Source organism: Psychrobacter alimentarius (assembly GCF_001606025.1).
Taxonomy (GTDB): domain Bacteria; phylum Pseudomonadota; class Gammaproteobacteria; order Pseudomonadales; family Moraxellaceae; genus Psychrobacter; species Psychrobacter alimentarius.
Window position 1 is genome coordinate 1743639 of the sequence record NZ_CP014945.1, and the last position, 16380, is coordinate 1760018.

Below are 16380 nucleotides of genomic sequence, written 5' to 3' on the forward strand. Positions count from 1 at the left end.
AAAAGTAAAATTTCATACTAAAAATTTACATTAATATACTGAATAAAAAAACTCACTGGCTTAGTATCAAGTGTCAAATCTTCCAATAATTAATATAAATAGGACTAAAAATCATGTCAAACAAATCACATAATAATAATGTAGAGAATAAGTCAGAAGATACGCCTACAAACAATGCAGTAACCTCTGTAGAGGTTTTAAAAGGAGACGACGTTATCTCAGAAGACCACCATTCTGATCAAGACGATAAATCTAGTAAAGATAATTTATTTGATAAAGATTATACGTCTAACAAAGACAGCAAGTCTGATAAGGATGACAAATCTAGGGAAGACGATAAGTCTAGCAAAGACGATAAATCTAGCCAAGATGACAAGTCTAGTAAAGATGACAAGTCTAGTAAAGATGACAAGTCTAGTAAAGATGATAAATCTAACAAAGATGACACATCTAACAAAGATGACACATCTAACAAAGATGACACATCTAACAAAGATGATAAATCTAGCGAAGATGACAAATCTAGCGAAGATGACAAATCTAGCGAAGATGACAAATCTAGCGAAGATGACAAATCTAGCCAAGATGACAAATCTAGCCAAGATGACAAATCTAGCCAAGATGACAAATCTAGTGAAGATGATAAGAATACAACGATAGCTAATATTTATCAGTGGGCTACCAAGCTTAAAGATGACTTTATGTCGGACAAAAGTAAGTCAGATGATAAAAAGTCAAGTGACAAAAAATCAGACGATGACACATCAGAAGACAATAAATCAGACAGTGATAAATCAGATAAAGACGACAAGTACAGTGCAACTGTCGCAAATATCTACCAATGGGCGTCAAAACTTAAAGATGATCTTAAGTCTGAAGCTTCTGGTATGACATATGGTGTTTCTGAAAAAGCAGTTGCTATGCTACTGAACAAACTTGTAGACGGCGTAGATGCTGAATTAGAAGCGTTCGATAAGAAAGCTGAAGACTCTGAGCAGTCAGATGCCAATAGCAAAGAAGAACGTCAGAAGATCGTTGAGAAAAAAGAAAAATACCAAGGTATGATTGATCAATTAGAAAGCTAGTTAGAAACCTACCTTAAGCACATTTTAAGTGTATAAATCCAGTGTTAAGCGTTTAACTCAGAACGCTAACACTGGATTTTTTATTGTCTTTCTTAAGTATATCGGTATCACAGTGGTAAACCCTGTTGGCATTAAAAGTACAATTAATGATGCAACATATTTTTAACCCACTGATACAACAGGTACAGGCTATTTCAATATGCTTCGATATTACCTTCTATCTCCTATCTTCCATCTTCTATCCAAAAGCGATTGACTCTATATATAAATTCATAATATAACATATATTATATTCATTACTCAGAATATAAAGAGGTACTCTTTTCTCTATGAACGCTCATAAGAAGAACTACGGAGGGACCGCCATGATGTATTTAAGCTACACTCTCAAATGCTGGGCATTAGGTGTCACTTTTTTCTTAGTTTTTTACTTCATGGTGGTTATGAGTGACCCAAGCTTTAGCAAATATCTTTATATGCTGGCGCTTAGCACTTTACTATTTCCTATTGCTAAGCGCGCTATCGATGTGATTACAGATTTTTTTACATCAAAGAATGTATTATTCGACGGCTTATTACTTTCGATGTTGATTAATATTATTATTTGGGTATTTACACCATTTATTGTGGCATTAACTGTGATTGCCTTTATATGCTATAGCGTGGGTGTAATTACAGAGCATATCAGGCATTAATATTTTCAAATAAAAAGGCGGGACTAACAATTGCTAATCCCGCCTAAACATTGGAAATACTTTCTGCTTTTAACCCACCTTATCCCACATTTTGCTCAGGCGCTTCGGCGATACTGCCACACGGGTTTTCATCGGCTGAGCAAATAGCTGGATACGATACTCCTCCACCATCCAGCGATATTCGCTAATAGCTTCCTTATCCGCACGTCCTGCCAAGCGCTCCATGTGTAGATCTAATGCATAAACCCCATCCAGATCAGCATCCAGATTGTGCTCGAGTCGCTCAAGTCGAATCTCTAGGGCTTCAAGATAGCGTGGGTACTGCTGCCAATGACTATAATCCATCCGGTAAACAAAATCAGCCAAGTGCAGATCTTCTAACTGATCTTCAATATCTTCGATAGACTCTCCAAATATCTCACGATCTAGCATCAACAACCCCTGACGAATGCGCTGCCAACGAGTATAGACATTTTTGAGGGTTTTTATCACGCTTTGACCCGTCAATAAAAAATTACTTGTCACCACATCTAGCGTTTTTTGATACTCTTCTGATGTAAACGGCAGCTCCTCACTCAGACCGACAGCGATGCTATCGGCACTTTCAGGTATATCTGTACTATGATCAAACAACACATAGTGCTCTTCGAGCGCGGCGTCTAGTGCAGCATCAACAATAATGGTTTTGAGATTCTCCATGTCGCCAAGCGGGGCAAAAGCCAGTTTAAATATTTTATCTATTTGACTGGTTAGCTGTTTTTTCTTTGCGCCAAGCTTACCTTTTATTAACGTCAAAACACCGATGCGGTGCGCCTGCAATGCTGCATTGACGTCTGTATATTGATGAATCGATACAGCTTCTCCTGCCTCATCAGCAACCAATGCCGAAAACTGCTTCATCACCACGCCTGCACTGTGATGATTCTTACTAAAGGCAAAGTGCGCCGGAAACTCTGTATGGACGCCCTGCTGCTCGGTTACTGCTTGGCTGGTCTCAGATGCATGACGAATCTGTAGCGTTTGCAGATCGCGACCCTTTTCGATGATACGGTTTTTATCATCGACCACACTGATTTGTGGCTGCAAATAACGATCAATCGACGACGGATTGAAGCTCTCTGGCGTCACTGACATGATGCCGCGACGGTTTAGCGCTTGGCACAATTGCTTTAACAGCCCTTGACCACCCGTAGGCTGCAATTCATCAAATAGACTGTCAGCCGTATCCGGAATGGGTACAATTTGACGGCGAATATCTTTTGGTAATGACTTCAATAACTGCAATACCAATTCAAAGCGCCAGCCAGGCACACCCCACAGTAGCTCAATAGCATCGAGCTGCGGCAACGCTGCAAGTGGCACACGAATGGTGACCCCATCGTCATCGCTCGCTGGATCAAAGACGTAGCGCAGTGGCAGTTTTAAATCACCCAATTTCCATACTTCTGGAAAGTCGCCCGTCGTTGGGGCTTGGCTATTTAGCACGTCGTCATCAGTGAAGAACAGATGCTTGCTATCGGTTTTTTCGACCTCTGCACGCCAGTCTTCAAAAGCTTTACGGCTGGCAATGTGAGCTGGGATTTTTTTATCATAAAATTGATAAAGCGACTCTTCATCAACCAACAAATCACGGCGGCGCAACTTATCTTCAATGCGCTCGATATCTGCGATTTTATCCATATTGTGTTGCAAAAATGGGGCAGCGCGACCCAAGTTACCGGTCACCAGACCATCACGGATAAAAATTTCTCGCGACTCGCTCAGATTGACTTGCTCATAATTAGTCAACTGCTTGCTAATAATAATGAGACCAAACAAGCTGATCTGCGCATATGCTTTGACACGCCCTGTCTTTTTCGACCAATGCGGCTCAAAGTAGTGATATTTTAACAAGTTGCCTGCCGCTGAGATAATCCACTCAGGCTCGATTTTAGCGACCGTACGCATAAAGACTTGGGAGGTTTCTACCATCTCAAATGCCATAACCCAAGGTGGTACTTGTTTAAACACAGTACTGGCTGGGAAAATTTTGGCTTTTTGTTGACGCGCCGCTAGATACTCACCGCGATTTTCAGTTTTATGGGCGATAATGGACAATAAGCCCGTTAATAGCGCTCGGTGCAAGTTGGCGTATTTGACCGCTTTGAGTTCTTCATCCTCAATCGCAGTGGGATCACTGGTAACAGCTTCAATTGATGTGCTTTTAGCATTGTTTTGATCCGCAGTTTTTGCGTCACTCACATCGGTCAGCTTAAGCTCAGTCACCATTTGCACCAGCTGACGATGCGTCTGATGCCATTCGCGCACACGCGGGAAGCTAAGATAGTTTTTCTTCGCAAATTGCTTACGCTGATTACCAGACAGCTTATTGCCGTCCTCATCTTTTTCAAACAAAGCCTTCCATAGACTCAAATAGAACAAGAAATCAGAATCATCTTGACGGAAAACCGCATGCTTCTGATCAGCCTGCGTGCGTTTATTCGCAGGACGTTCGCGCGGATCTTGTACAGCGAGCGCGGCAACCACGATCAGCATCTCACGAATACAGTCAAAATCAGAACCAGCGACTAACATACGTGCTAGCCTTGGATCAATTGGCATACGTGCCATATGCTGACCGATACGAGTCAGATTGAGATGGTCCATGCCTTTTTTGGCTTTTGGCTTACTGGTTTGATTGGTAGCAGATTCACTTTTGGCAGTGATTGCACCCAATTCATCAAGTAGCTTATGACCATCAGTGACTAGACGACTATCAGGTGGTTCGATAAAAGCAAAATCATCCACGCTACCCAGACGCAGGTTTGCCATCTGTAAAATAACAGATGCTAAGTTGGTTCGCAGAATCTCCGGCTCTGTAAACTCCGGACGACCACTAAAATCTTCTTCACTATACAGTCGGATACAGACACCAGGTGCAACACGACCACAGCGACCTTTACGCTGATTGGCAGCGGCTTGCGAAATCGCTTCAATCGGCAGACGCTGCACGCGCGAGCGATACGAGTAACGCGAAATTCGTGCGAAACCCAAATCAATCACATAACGAATACCGGGAACCGTCAATGCCGTTTCGGCAACGTTAGTGGCGATGACGATACGACGACCACGACCTGATGGTTGAAAAATACGCTGCTGCTCTTCATAAGTTTGCCGCGCAAATAGTGGCAGCACTTCAGTGTGTTTGGGCCCATGTCGTACAAGCACTTCTTGTAACTCACGAATCTCAGCTTCAGTGGCAGCAAAGATCAAAATATCAGCTTGATCGGCATGGCCTTTGTTTTGAGCATCACTAAAGCACTCATCGACCGCTGCTACTACAGCACGTGGCAGGTTGTCTTCAAAGTCATCATAGCTGTCATCGTCAGAGCTAGTAACAGGCTCATCTGTGAGCGGACGATAACGAACCTCTACTGGAAAACTACGTCCTTCGACATTAAAAATTGGTGCAGGGACTTGGCGCTTCAGCTTGGCATCGTAGTGACTAAAATATTCACTAAAACGTTTGGTATCGAGCGTTGCTGACGTGATAATGACTTTTAAATCAGGGCGCTTGGGCAGCATCTTTTTGAGATAACCCATAATGAAGTCAATATTTAAACTGCGTTCATGTGCTTCATCAATAATAATAGTATCGTATTTACTTAAGAAGCGATCATGCCCTAATTCCGCAAGCAAAATACCATCGGTCATCAACTTAATGACTGATTGGGCTGATCCTTGCTCATTAAACCGAATCTTAAAACTAACGGTATTACCTAACTGCTCACCCAACTCTTCAGCGATACGATTTGCCACACTGCGGGCTGCCAATCTTCGTGGCTGCGTGTGCCCTATCTGTCCTGTAATGCCGCGACCTGCCAGCATCGCAAGCTTAGGCAGCTGTGTTGTTTTACCAGAACCCGTCTCACCTGCCACAATAATGACTTGATTATCAATAATGGCTTGTACCAAATCTTCAGCCCGTTGACTAACGGGTAAATCGAGGTTTAACTTGTTAGGTAAATCATCAGGAATACTGTCTATACGAGCCTGCACCATTTGCTGTGAGCGGCTTTTTATTTTGTCATATTGGGTACGTTTTTTAGAGAGAGCGTCGTCGGTTTTATCGTTATTCGTACTCTTGGACTTTTTACTGTTCACTGCCGCACGCGCCAACTCTCGCTCTAGACGGCTTAAATAATAGCTGTCTTTGGCAAGTACTGGCAAATCAGTGCTATCAACGATTGGAGATGGTTTCTTACTATCTGGTACGATAGTTGAATCTTCATTGTTTGGCATTACCAATTCTTTTTCTTCTTGATGATTATTTATAGTAGAGGCGTCTAAAGTTGTATTTTTTGGAGTATTGGGCATATTTACTTAGGCTATTTATTATGTAGAAGTGATTAGATTATGGGGGTATTCTAGGTGTGATTCAAGTTGAACATAGTGTTTGGTTAAAGCTAGAAATACCTTTGCAATATTAACCCAGGCTTCTTATGTGTTTTTGCTGCCCTAACGTTATATAGACACTAAAACGATGAAAAGTACTATCCCAATACAAATACCGACAATAACCCACTTAATAAATTCTTTGATCAAGTTTTTCAAACCTATGAGCCTTATCTTTATGAGTGAGTGACTTATTGAGTATGGATACTAAAATTAATCACTAACAGTATAAATTGTCTGCTGATTAGTAGCAGCGCCCATAAAAAAGGTATGTATTTGCTGTAAGGGCAACCTAGGAAAAGGCAGGTGTAGGGAAAGTATTAATTTTTCTAGCGCCTCCATCTCATTCGCTAAAGCTTTAGCAGTTTCAGGTTGAATCTGCGGATTGTCATAAAGAGTGTCAATTAACCACGTCAATTGTGGAAAGTTAGCATTATCATGGATCTGGTACAACGTGGGCAGCATATCATCAGAGATTTCGCAGCGCGTTTTGCGGATCATACCGCTTTTGTAGTACATATCTAGAGACATATTATGATAGTTTCCTTAAATTCTTAATACTTAAATAACCGACATATTCTTTATCTTCTTTCATTTCAATATCACTCATACCCATCTCAACGATAGGCTCAATCAAAAGCTGAATGTTTGAAACAAGATCACCAACGTTATATATATCGTCTATATCTACCTCAAATTTATCATCAATATGCGAAGCAGCATCAAAGAATGAGTTTTTATCTTTAAAGGTAAACGTTTTATAAAACTCACTCTGTTTCGCTTGTTTAATTGCGTCCGCTTGACTGGAAGCTACAACAAGTAGTTTATAATGAAACTCTTCAAAACTCCCCTGCTGATAGCCGCCCAAGTTTATAAAAAATAGCTTTAAATCAGAGTTGTTTTCTACTTGCTCGTTTGTCTCAATCAATTTAATTGTATAGTTATCAACTTTAGTAATGGCACGATACGAGTCAATATGCCATTTATTTTTTACTTCCGGCCAATGATTGTTAATATCGGTTATCAACTCAGGTAGCTGACCTGCCACACCAAAAAACATATCATGCTGTTCAATCAAGCGGCCTTTGGGACGACCGCCTAGTTGAACCATATATAGAGTCAGCATGTTGTGTAGTCCTTGTTAAATAATGATTTTTAAATAATCGTTTATGAATAGTTTTATGGTTTGACACCAACCGATATACCAATCTAATTATATTGATAATACTCGCCCTGTCTTTAAGGCAAAAGCCCAGTCTTTACGACCATTTTTTAGAGCCAATCTTGCTGCTGCTTCGTGGTCATAAGTTACCTTTATATGCTCGGTCTGCCAATGTTTTCTCTGCTCGGTCTCAACACATTTGATCAGTACATAATTCGCGTGAGGTGAATAAGTTTGCATCTTATGAACGATTGGTAAATCATCTTCATAGGCTGGATAACCTACACTACCTGTATTAATAACAAGCTGCCCTGATGACAATGTGACAGTACGTGGGATATGGGTATGACCACAGACAATAATTTTGCTTTCAATGTCACTTAGCAATGACAAAATAATTGCATCATCACGTACCATTGGCGCCCCTGTGGTGATATCTTCAAGTAAATATATCATGTCGTTGGTTGGTGACCCATGGCACAAATAGATATCCTCACTTAAATGACAATCAAATGGTAACGAGCGCATCCACTCTATCGCATTTTTCGGCAAATCTTTGACAATAAAATCCAGTGTCAAATTGTCAGCAATGTCTGCTTCAGTCGCCTCATAAATTTGTCTGTCTTGATTGCCACGAATGGTAACGATCTTATTTTGATGCGTCATTAGTAAATCATATGTCGCCTTAGGAGCAATAGGCCCGTATAAGATATCACCAAGATTGACGATTTGATCGACATTGCGATGTTGAATATCAGCAAGTACTGCTTCAAGCGCAAATACATTGCTATGAATGTCTGAGATGGCAGCAATTGTGCTCAAATTCTTATTAAAATAAGTCACTTTTTCCAACTTTTTTCCAAAGCATTATTTTACACGGCCTTTAAGAATAAAAGTGAATAAAAAACCCAATGTTCCATGAGCATGGAGACATTGGGTTTCTATTCATTACTATTGCAGCGTTGAAAATCGCTAGGCTATATTAAGAAGAAGTATGCCCATAAACCGACAACAAGGGTCGCGATAATATTGAGAATAACACCTGTACGCACCATTTCTGTCTGTTTTATCAGGCCAGTACCAAATACGATAGCATTTGGAGGCGTGGCAACTGGTAGCATAAAGGCACAAGAGGCGCCAATACCGATGACCAATACTAAGACTTCATGTGGTAAGCCCATCTGCTCAGCAATAGCCGCAAATACTGGTACTAGTAGTGCTGCCGATGCAGTGTTAGAGGCAAATTCTGTCAAGAAGATAATAAAGGCCGACACGGCAATCATGACCACGATAAGTGGTGCAGAAGACAGTGCGTTTGCCACCGTTTCACCCAGCACCAGCGAAGCGCCTGAAACCTTCAAAATCGTCGATAGTGCGATACCACCACCGAACAACATGAGAACGCCCCAATCAGTGTTGTCAGATACTTGCTTCCATGACACCAGACCGAGACTGACCACTGCTACGGCTGCTGATAAAGCAACGACCGCATCAGTATCCGTAATATCTAAGGCTGCTCCGATTTGTTTGGAAAGTATCCAACTCAACGCAGTAACAATAAAGACGATGATAGTCACGATGCGAGGTTTGTTCCAAGCGATTGGTTCGTCTTCATTCAATGTGATGGTACGATTCAGGTTCGGTTTTAGATATAAATACATTGCACCTAATAATAGTGGCAATAGCACCAACATCATTGGAATACCAAATTTCATCCAATCAACAAAGGCAATATCGAGTGCTTTTGCAGCAATCGCGTTTGGCGGTGAACCAACGATAGTACCCAAACCACCTAGACTCGCTGAATAAGCAATACCCAGTAGTACGAAAACGAAGGTACCACGATCTTTTTCACGGTCAACTTGCGTCAAAATACCGAGTGCCAATGGCAGCATCATCGCTGCTGTGGCGGTATTCGATATCCACATTGACAGAAACGCTGTTACACCAAATATCAAAAATACAGCGGTACTCAGTTTGCCACCAGACAGTGATAAAATCTTTAGCGCAATTTTTCTATCCAATTGTTGCACATGTAGCGCGGCTGCTAAAGCAAACCCTCCGAAGAACAAATAAATAGTCGGATTGGCAAAGCTCTGTAAGCCAATCTCAGCATCAAAGTCCGGTATGCCAATCAAAGCACCCAACACCACGACTAACAATGCAGTAATCGTAACGTGTAGTGCTTCCGTTAGCCAAAGCGCACCAATAAAGAATAACAGCGCCAAGCCTTTGTTGGCATTAATATCAAATGGCAGTACATTATAAATAATCATAGCAACAATCGCTGCAATAGCAACGACTATCAATCCTTTGCCTGTACCCTTTGGAAAGGTATCAGTAAATAAATACTCATTACCATCTTTTGGAAGATGGCTATCTAGTTTTTGCTCTGACATGAATTGTCCTTATTGTATTCAGAGTGGTCGTGAAATTGAGACTTACGACAATACGCGCCAGTCATAAACTGTCGTTGCATTAGCTCGGTAACTATTTGGGCGTTGCCATAATATCAGAATTATTTGTAGTCGAATATGATCTGATTACATTTCGTACGATTGTCCACACTATCTGGCTTTATAAAGATCTCTTTTATATTTCACTAGTGTTAATTTTTGTTTCTGACTACTTTTTATCTTCGCATTTTTATTTGTGATGATTAACGTATCAAAATTACATAAAGCCTTCAAACATTCATCATTCAGCGCTATACAAGCCAAAACCAATGTCACATAATCATAAGGTTAAGCAAAAACACTAATAAAAATGACTAGGAGTATTTCATGCCAAACGCTAACCAAACAGATTCGACAACCAAAATGGCGCCAAAAGATATCAATCAAGATGGCCTTGCCAAAAAAGATCAACAACGCACGGATGATTCAGCGCTGGATATGATGCAAGGTATGCACGAACATGAAGATCATGAGCAAGAAGATAAAGAATAGTGTAGGTAAATAGAGAATGGTCAAGTAAGCAGTTAGAGCATTAAACATTGTTTTAATGCTCTATAATTGATAGTACACTTTTAAAAAGCATTATTAAGAGTACCTTTAAATAAAAAATACGCTTCTTATATTTTAACTGGCTGTCTTCTTTCTGGTAACTTTTGCACCATAGCACTATATAAGACAGCTGTTGTTGATACAATTGTAATGGGCAAAAATAATGCTCTATATTGAAATTGGCTGTACAGAAGTGCGCCTAAGACACTACCACCGCAAAAACATTGCCAAATAATTAATTGAAAGGTAAGTTTTGGCTTATCTATAGATCGACCAGCGATCCAGTTACCAATGGCATGACCCACATCTGAGGTCAAACCTGTTAGATGTGTGGTTCTGATAGCAGATGCACTATAGGTTGCCACCATCACATTTTGTAATCCGCAAGCCATGGCTGCCGTTAGCTGCCCTATATTATTCTCCTGCTGATATAGCCAATAACTGAGCACCAGTAATACCGCTTCAATACAAAGCGCAAGACTATAGCGCTTTCCCAGCTTTAATGACGTTTGACCAATGATCACACCGCTCAATACCGCCCCTATTAAAAAAGTCAGCAATGTTGCACCAATAAATAAAACACTGCGCATATCTAAAGAAGCAATAGCAGTTGCAAATAAACTTACATTCCCAGTCACGTGAGAGACTGACAAAGTAGTGAATCCCATTAATGCAATTGTATTTACGCAACCTGCACTCAATGCCAGTAGCGCCCCACCCCACATTATCCATTTTGGTAATTTAGTTATCATATTTGTTGTCCAAAAATCAGTGCCAAACCATTTATCATTTGGCCAAAAAGGCAACACAGTTGCCTTTTATATTAAATTAAGTTAAACATTTACAATAACCAAATGGGGTTTAAATGGTTATTGTTTTGGCTCGTCGAGCAACATCAATTGTTCACTGATGGCAACGGTGTTAAAACCTGCATCAACAAACATAATTTCACCAGTAACCCCAGATGCCCAAGGTGACAATAAAAATAGTGCAGCGTTACCTACCTCATTCTGAGTGACATTGCGTTGTAATGGTGCAATCTTTTCGCTGATATCGAGCATCTTACGAAATGACTTTATACCGCTGGCAGCAAGCGTACGGATAGGACCTGCTGAAATAGCATTTACACGAATACCTTCGCCGCCCATAGAAGTAGCAAGATAACGAACGCTGGCTTCAAGACTGGCTTTTGCCATACCCATGACATTGTAGTTTGGTAACACCGAGATACTACCTTCATAAGTCAACGTCAACATAGAACCATGACGCATTGCCAATAACTCACGTGCTGCTTTGGCTAATGCAACAAAGCTATAGCTTGAGATATCATGAGCAATATGACTGCCCTCACGAGTGGTCGCATTCACAAAATCACCGTCTAGCTGATCCATGGGTGCAAAACCAATCGCATGAACGACACCGTCAATGCCGTCGCCCCAATGCGCATTCACTTGTTCAAAGCAAGCAGCGATAGAATCATCTGATGCCACATCACACTCTAATACCAAGTCTGCTTCGAATTGTTCCGCTGCCATATCGACGCGCTTTTTAATCTTGTCGTTTGGATACGTCAAGATAAGAGACGCGCCTTCACGATGTAGTGCTTCTGCGATAGCCCAAGCGATAGACAGTTTACTTGCAATGCCGGTCACAACAAATCTTTGGCCTTGTAGCAACATAGTATTCCCTTTTTAGTCGATAAAAGTTGTTTAATTAATGTGTTTTAATATAACTGTAAGTTCGCTACAGTGTAAGAAAGCAAAATCTTTTACATTATACATAAAATATTTTAAGTGTACATTCGTAAACTATTATAACTTACGATGTTGATAAATATTCTTTAAAAATTTAACTGCCACCACAGCAGTATGAAGTTAGTCAGATTTCAAGTATAATCACAACCCTCCCCAGCTTGCACAATTTTTATAAAAATCCTTTACATAATAGGATTTAGCGTTAAGCTACACCCACATTTTGGATGGCTGCCAAACTTATGAGTAACACCCCAACTATAACATCAGATTACCAAGAAAGCGTTGAATCATATCGTCAACTGATTGGCTCAACTGGCGAGGACTTAGAACGTCCGGGTCTTGAAGAGACACCAATGCGTGCCGCAAAAGCCTTTGCCCACTTAACACAAGGCTATCATCAAAGCTTGGACGAGGTTGTCAACGATGCCCTGTTTCCATCGAGCAATCGTGAGTTAGTATTGGTACAAAATATTGAATTCTATTCCTTATGCGAACATCATATGTTGCCTTTTCATGGCATCGCACATATAGGCTATTTGCCCAATGGTCAGGTATTGGGTTTGTCAAAATTTGCTCGTATTGTTGATATGTTCGCCCGCCGTCTTCAGGTTCAAGAAAACCTAAGCGATCAAATAGCGCAAACCATTATGGACGTAACAGGTTGTCGCGGTGTGGCTGTTGTGATGGATGCCTCGCATATGTGTATGATGATGCGTGGTGTGAACAAACAACAATCTACTACCCGTACCACTTCAATGCTGGGTGAATTTGTTCATGACAATCAAGCACGAATGGAGTTTTTGACAGCGATACCTAGACGTCAACCAGCGTTTTAAATGACTGGGTTTGATTTCGCCCAAAATAATCGAATCAAACAAATCATTATTCTGCTAAAAAGGACATAGTATCTAAGCGATACTATGTCCTTTAATCCCTACCTACTCTTAAGCAACTTTGTCGCTTGTCTTTTCATCATTCACCAGCCCATCACTCGCCTGCTTAATTTTCATTAAAATATCTTTTATCTCAGATGCCGACATATAAGTCGGAACCGCATAGGTATCACTGACCTCTTTAGCAGCCGCTTTAGCAATCTTATCAAAGTCGCTGACCTGCATCCCTTTGACAGTTGGATTGATCCCTACGGTTTGAATCAAATCACGTACTTGTGTGATAAGATAGTCAGCTAGGTTACTATCATTCGTATGACTATCTTTAACGATACCGGTTCTTTTGGCCAGTGCCGCCAATCTCTTTTTGCTGGCATTACGGTTTACATCAAGTATATAAGGCAACACGATAGCGTTAGCACGACCATGAGGAATACTATAGTGCGCGCCCAACTGGTGAGCAATGGCATGTACATAACCAAGACCAGCCTTGTTAAATGCGATGCCACCGTAGTGTGCTGCTATTCCCATCTCTTCTCTGGCTTTTAAATCGCTACCGTCTTTATAAACCAATGGTAGATAGTGCATCACAGATTTGACAGCAGAGGCGGCATAATAATCTGTTTCCACACTCGCATTCACGCTCATCCACGCTTCTAATGCATGTGTCAGCACATCAATCCCAGTGTCTGCTGTGATATGTGCTGGCATGCCCTTCATAATGATAGGATCAATAGCAGCTGCTAATGGCACCATTCTTGGGTCAATAGATAGGGCTTTTTGATGGGTCTCATCATCTGATACTACCGCACCTAATGTCGCCTCTGAGCCTGTGCCCGCCGTTGTAGGGATACAATATAAAGGGGTTGCAGGTTTTCTTGCTTTGAGAATACCGATAAGCTTCTGAGGAGCGCAATCATTGCCTTGTGCCATCGCAATCATCTTAGCCGCGTCAATCACTGACCCACCGCCAATAGCTATTATCGAGTCACACTTGGCTTCTAATGATTGACGTAGTCCTTCTTCAACCACCTTAAATGTAGGGTCTGGCGTCACACCATCATAGACTGTATAACTGATATTGTGTTTATCTAAATAATTAGTGACTCTCGCCGGCACACCCAGTTTATTGAGCACTGCATCAGTGACGATAAAGACATGGGTATTGCCTTCATTGATAAGCATATCGCACAGCTCATCACAAGAAGTTTCGCCAACAAATAACATTGGTCTTCTGATAGGTATGACGTAAGAAAACGCTTTTAATACTTTGGCACGAGTCTTAGCAACTGCCAAATAACCAGCGTGCTGTAACCCATTCATACTTACCAACTTAGCCATACTGTTTTGTTTTTTCATGGGTACAAAATCCTTTTTAATAATATTAACCATAGCAATGGCGATTGTTTAATCAACCATTTATGCTTTCGATTGAACCAACAATAACGTTAGCGCAATCATCTATATAATCGAGTAACGGCTTCAACTCATTGTAACACTGCCATTTTGAGTGTGCCGCTATTATTATGAACGGCTATGTGCTGATATCTTGTAAGATTCTAATTCACTATGAATCCGTGGTTTAGGTAAATTATTTGTAAAGATGTTTCAATCCTATTTTACCAACCATTGCTAATCATCTTGACTAAGACATTTTTCATTAAGATAAAAACTCTGCTTAGGCTAAATAATACCTGCCTGTAATAACTTTTTTGCATAGGGGTGTTGTGGTTTATTAAAAATATTTTCGGTATCGCCAGACTCAACGCATGTACCATCTTTTAATACCATCACCTGCTGACATAACGCACGTACGACCTTTAAATCATGACTGATAAACACATAGCTGATATGCAATTTTTCCTGAATTTCTCGCAATAATTTGACCACGGTCACCTGCGTTGTACTATCAAGCGCAGACGTGGGTTCATCCAATATCAATAAGCTTGGCTTCATGATGAGTGCTCGCGCCAAAGCCACACGCTGACGCTGCCCCCCTGATAGCTCATGAGGATACCGCTGCGCAAATTCTACAGGTAGATGTACAGTGGCAAGACTGTCCATCACCGCCTGCTGACGAGCCGCTTTATCAACCCCTTGGACCAGTAGTCCTTCTTCGACTATTTGCAATACGGTCATACGAGGATTGATACTGGCAAATGGATCTTGAAACACCATTTGAATCTGGGAGCGAAAGGTGCGCAGCGCTTTTTTAGACAAGGTTGAAATCTCTTGTCCATTAATCTGTATTTGACCGCTCACACGTGCTTGATTACTGAGTAACTGACTGAGTGCAAGGGCGATGGTTGTTTTCCCAGAGCCCGATTCACCAACAATACCTAGCGCCTGTCCTTTTTTTAGACTCATATTTACGTCTTTGACTGCATCAAACCAGCGTTTCGTACCGCCAAACAAGCCTTTTTCGATTGGGAACTGTACTTGTAAATGATTGACTTGCAATACTGTCGCACGCTGGCTCTGCTCATTAGTACGTAACATCAATGCCTGCCCAAAATCTTGCTGGATAAGCGTACGCGTATATTCTGCCTGAGGCTGATTAAACACAGTGGCCGTTAGCCCCTGCTCAATCGTCTGTCCTTGACGCATGACAATAACCTCATCACTATAACGTCTGACCAAATTTAAATCGTGACTGATGAGCACCATTGCCATATTATGCTGATGCTTAAGATCATCTAATAGCTCAAGTATTTCATGTTGCAACGTAACATCAAGCGCAGTGGTTGGTTCATCAGCAATTAATATATCAGGCTGCTGGGCCAATGCCATGGCAATCATCACGCGTTGCCGCTGGCCGCCTGATAGCTCATGTGGATAGCGTTTGAGCTTATCAGCAGGATCAGTGATATTGACATCATCTAACAAAGCAATGCTTTGGTCTCGCCATGACTTTCTGGGTACACCGCTTAATCGCAGTGATTCAGCGATTTGCTTGGCAACGGTATGCAATGGATTTAATGCCGTCATCGGCTCTTGAAAGACCATGCCGATGCGTTGTCCGCGAACAGCACGCAGTGAGGCATTACGCTCGCTGCTATTTGCTATCGGCAATGCAGCCATGCCTGAATAACTTGCCAGCTGCACTTCACCACGAATCGTCAAATTTTCTGGCAATAAACCTAATAACGCAAGATTGGCAATCGATTTACCAGAGCCAGATTCACCAACGATTGCCAAGGTTTGTCTTTGTCTGAGCTCATAAGACAGTTGATCGACTAGCGTTGCGTTGGTAGGCGTGACAATACTGAGCTTGTCTACGATGAGCACAAGCCGATTTTGTTCATTGCTGTGGTTTTTTTTAGCGCTGTTATTTTTTGCGGTAGTCGTTGTCATA

13 protein-coding genes are annotated in these 16380 nt (G+C 41.3%); 4 read left to right on the forward strand and 9 right to left on the reverse strand.

The genetic code is table 11. The features are described 5' to 3' along the window. The first annotated feature begins 113 nt into the window (after positions 1 to 113). Positions 114 to 1085, forward strand: coding sequence for a hypothetical protein (locus A3K91_RS07115; protein WP_208855341.1), 972 nt, complete (start codon positions 114 to 116; stop codon positions 1083 to 1085). 329 nt (positions 1086 to 1414) lie between these two features. After that, entirely contained in the window at positions 1415 to 1780 is a 366-nt protein-coding gene (locus tag A3K91_RS07120) for a hypothetical protein (protein WP_136139160.1), read from the forward strand. Between the two features lie 69 nt (positions 1781 to 1849). Here the strand turns inward: A3K91_RS07120 and hrpA are convergent, their stop codons facing one another. The 5 genes from hrpA to A3K91_RS07145 all read right to left on the reverse strand — a co-directional run bounded on the left by hrpA (position 1850) and on the right by A3K91_RS07145 (position 9775). Next, entirely contained in the window at positions 1850 to 6136 is a 4287-nt protein-coding gene (hrpA, locus tag A3K91_RS07125; RefSeq protein WP_416231979.1) for an ATP-dependent RNA helicase HrpA, read from the reverse strand. A 291-nt stretch (positions 6137 to 6427) separates the two neighbouring features. Continuing rightward, the gene (locus A3K91_RS07130; RefSeq protein WP_062844642.1) at positions 6428 to 6745 is read right to left on the reverse strand and encodes a hypothetical protein; all 318 of its coding nucleotides are present in this window, start codon (positions 6743 to 6745) and stop codon (positions 6428 to 6430) included. Position 6746: 1 nt separating this feature from the next. Further along, the gene (locus tag A3K91_RS07135; RefSeq protein WP_062844643.1) at positions 6747 to 7340 is read right to left on the reverse strand and encodes a DUF1543 domain-containing protein; all 594 of its coding nucleotides are present in this window, start codon (positions 7338 to 7340) and stop codon (positions 6747 to 6749) included. 87 nt (positions 7341 to 7427) lie between these two features. Then, complete coding sequence (locus A3K91_RS07140) at positions 7428 to 8219, reverse strand: metallophosphoesterase family protein (protein ID WP_208855380.1); 792 nt, start codon at positions 8217 to 8219, stop codon at positions 7428 to 7430. Between the two features lie 134 nt (positions 8220 to 8353). Then, positions 8354 to 9775 (reverse strand): SLC13 family permease, encoded by a 1422-nt coding sequence (locus A3K91_RS07145; RefSeq protein WP_062844644.1) that lies wholly within the window; start codon positions 9773 to 9775, stop codon positions 8354 to 8356. 384 nt (positions 9776 to 10159) lie between these two features. Between A3K91_RS07145 and A3K91_RS14110 the strand changes: the two genes are divergently transcribed. Further along, complete coding sequence (locus A3K91_RS14110) at positions 10160 to 10324, forward strand: hypothetical protein (RefSeq protein WP_167541797.1); 165 nt, start codon at positions 10160 to 10162, stop codon at positions 10322 to 10324. A 125-nt stretch (positions 10325 to 10449) separates the two neighbouring features. Here A3K91_RS14110 and A3K91_RS07150 read toward each other — a convergent pair whose 3' ends face one another. Both A3K91_RS07150 and A3K91_RS07155 read right to left on the reverse strand, forming a co-directional pair. Next, complete coding sequence (locus A3K91_RS07150) at positions 10450 to 11133, reverse strand: YoaK family protein (RefSeq protein WP_062845917.1); 684 nt, start codon at positions 11131 to 11133, stop codon at positions 10450 to 10452. A gap of 117 nt (positions 11134 to 11250) precedes the next feature. After that, complete coding sequence (locus tag A3K91_RS07155; RefSeq protein ID WP_062844645.1) at positions 11251 to 12060, reverse strand: enoyl-ACP reductase FabI; 810 nt, start codon at positions 12058 to 12060, stop codon at positions 11251 to 11253. Between the two features lie 314 nt (positions 12061 to 12374). Here A3K91_RS07155 and folE point away from each other — a divergent pair, with 314 nt between their 5' ends. Beyond that, positions 12375 to 12971, forward strand: a complete 597-nt coding sequence (gene folE / locus A3K91_RS07160) for a GTP cyclohydrolase I FolE (protein ID WP_179207247.1) — start codon at positions 12375 to 12377, stop codon at positions 12969 to 12971. 108 nt (positions 12972 to 13079) lie between these two features. Here the strand turns inward: folE and A3K91_RS07165 are convergent, their stop codons facing one another. Next, positions 13080 to 14384, reverse strand: coding sequence for an iron-containing alcohol dehydrogenase (locus tag A3K91_RS07165; protein ID WP_062844647.1), 1305 nt, complete (start codon positions 14382 to 14384; stop codon positions 13080 to 13082). Positions 14385 to 14708: 324 nt separating this feature from the next. Beyond that, positions 14709 to 16379, reverse strand: coding sequence for an ABC transporter ATP-binding protein (locus tag A3K91_RS07170; RefSeq protein ID WP_062844648.1), 1671 nt, complete (start codon positions 16377 to 16379; stop codon positions 14709 to 14711). Position 16380 lies beyond the last annotated feature (1 nt).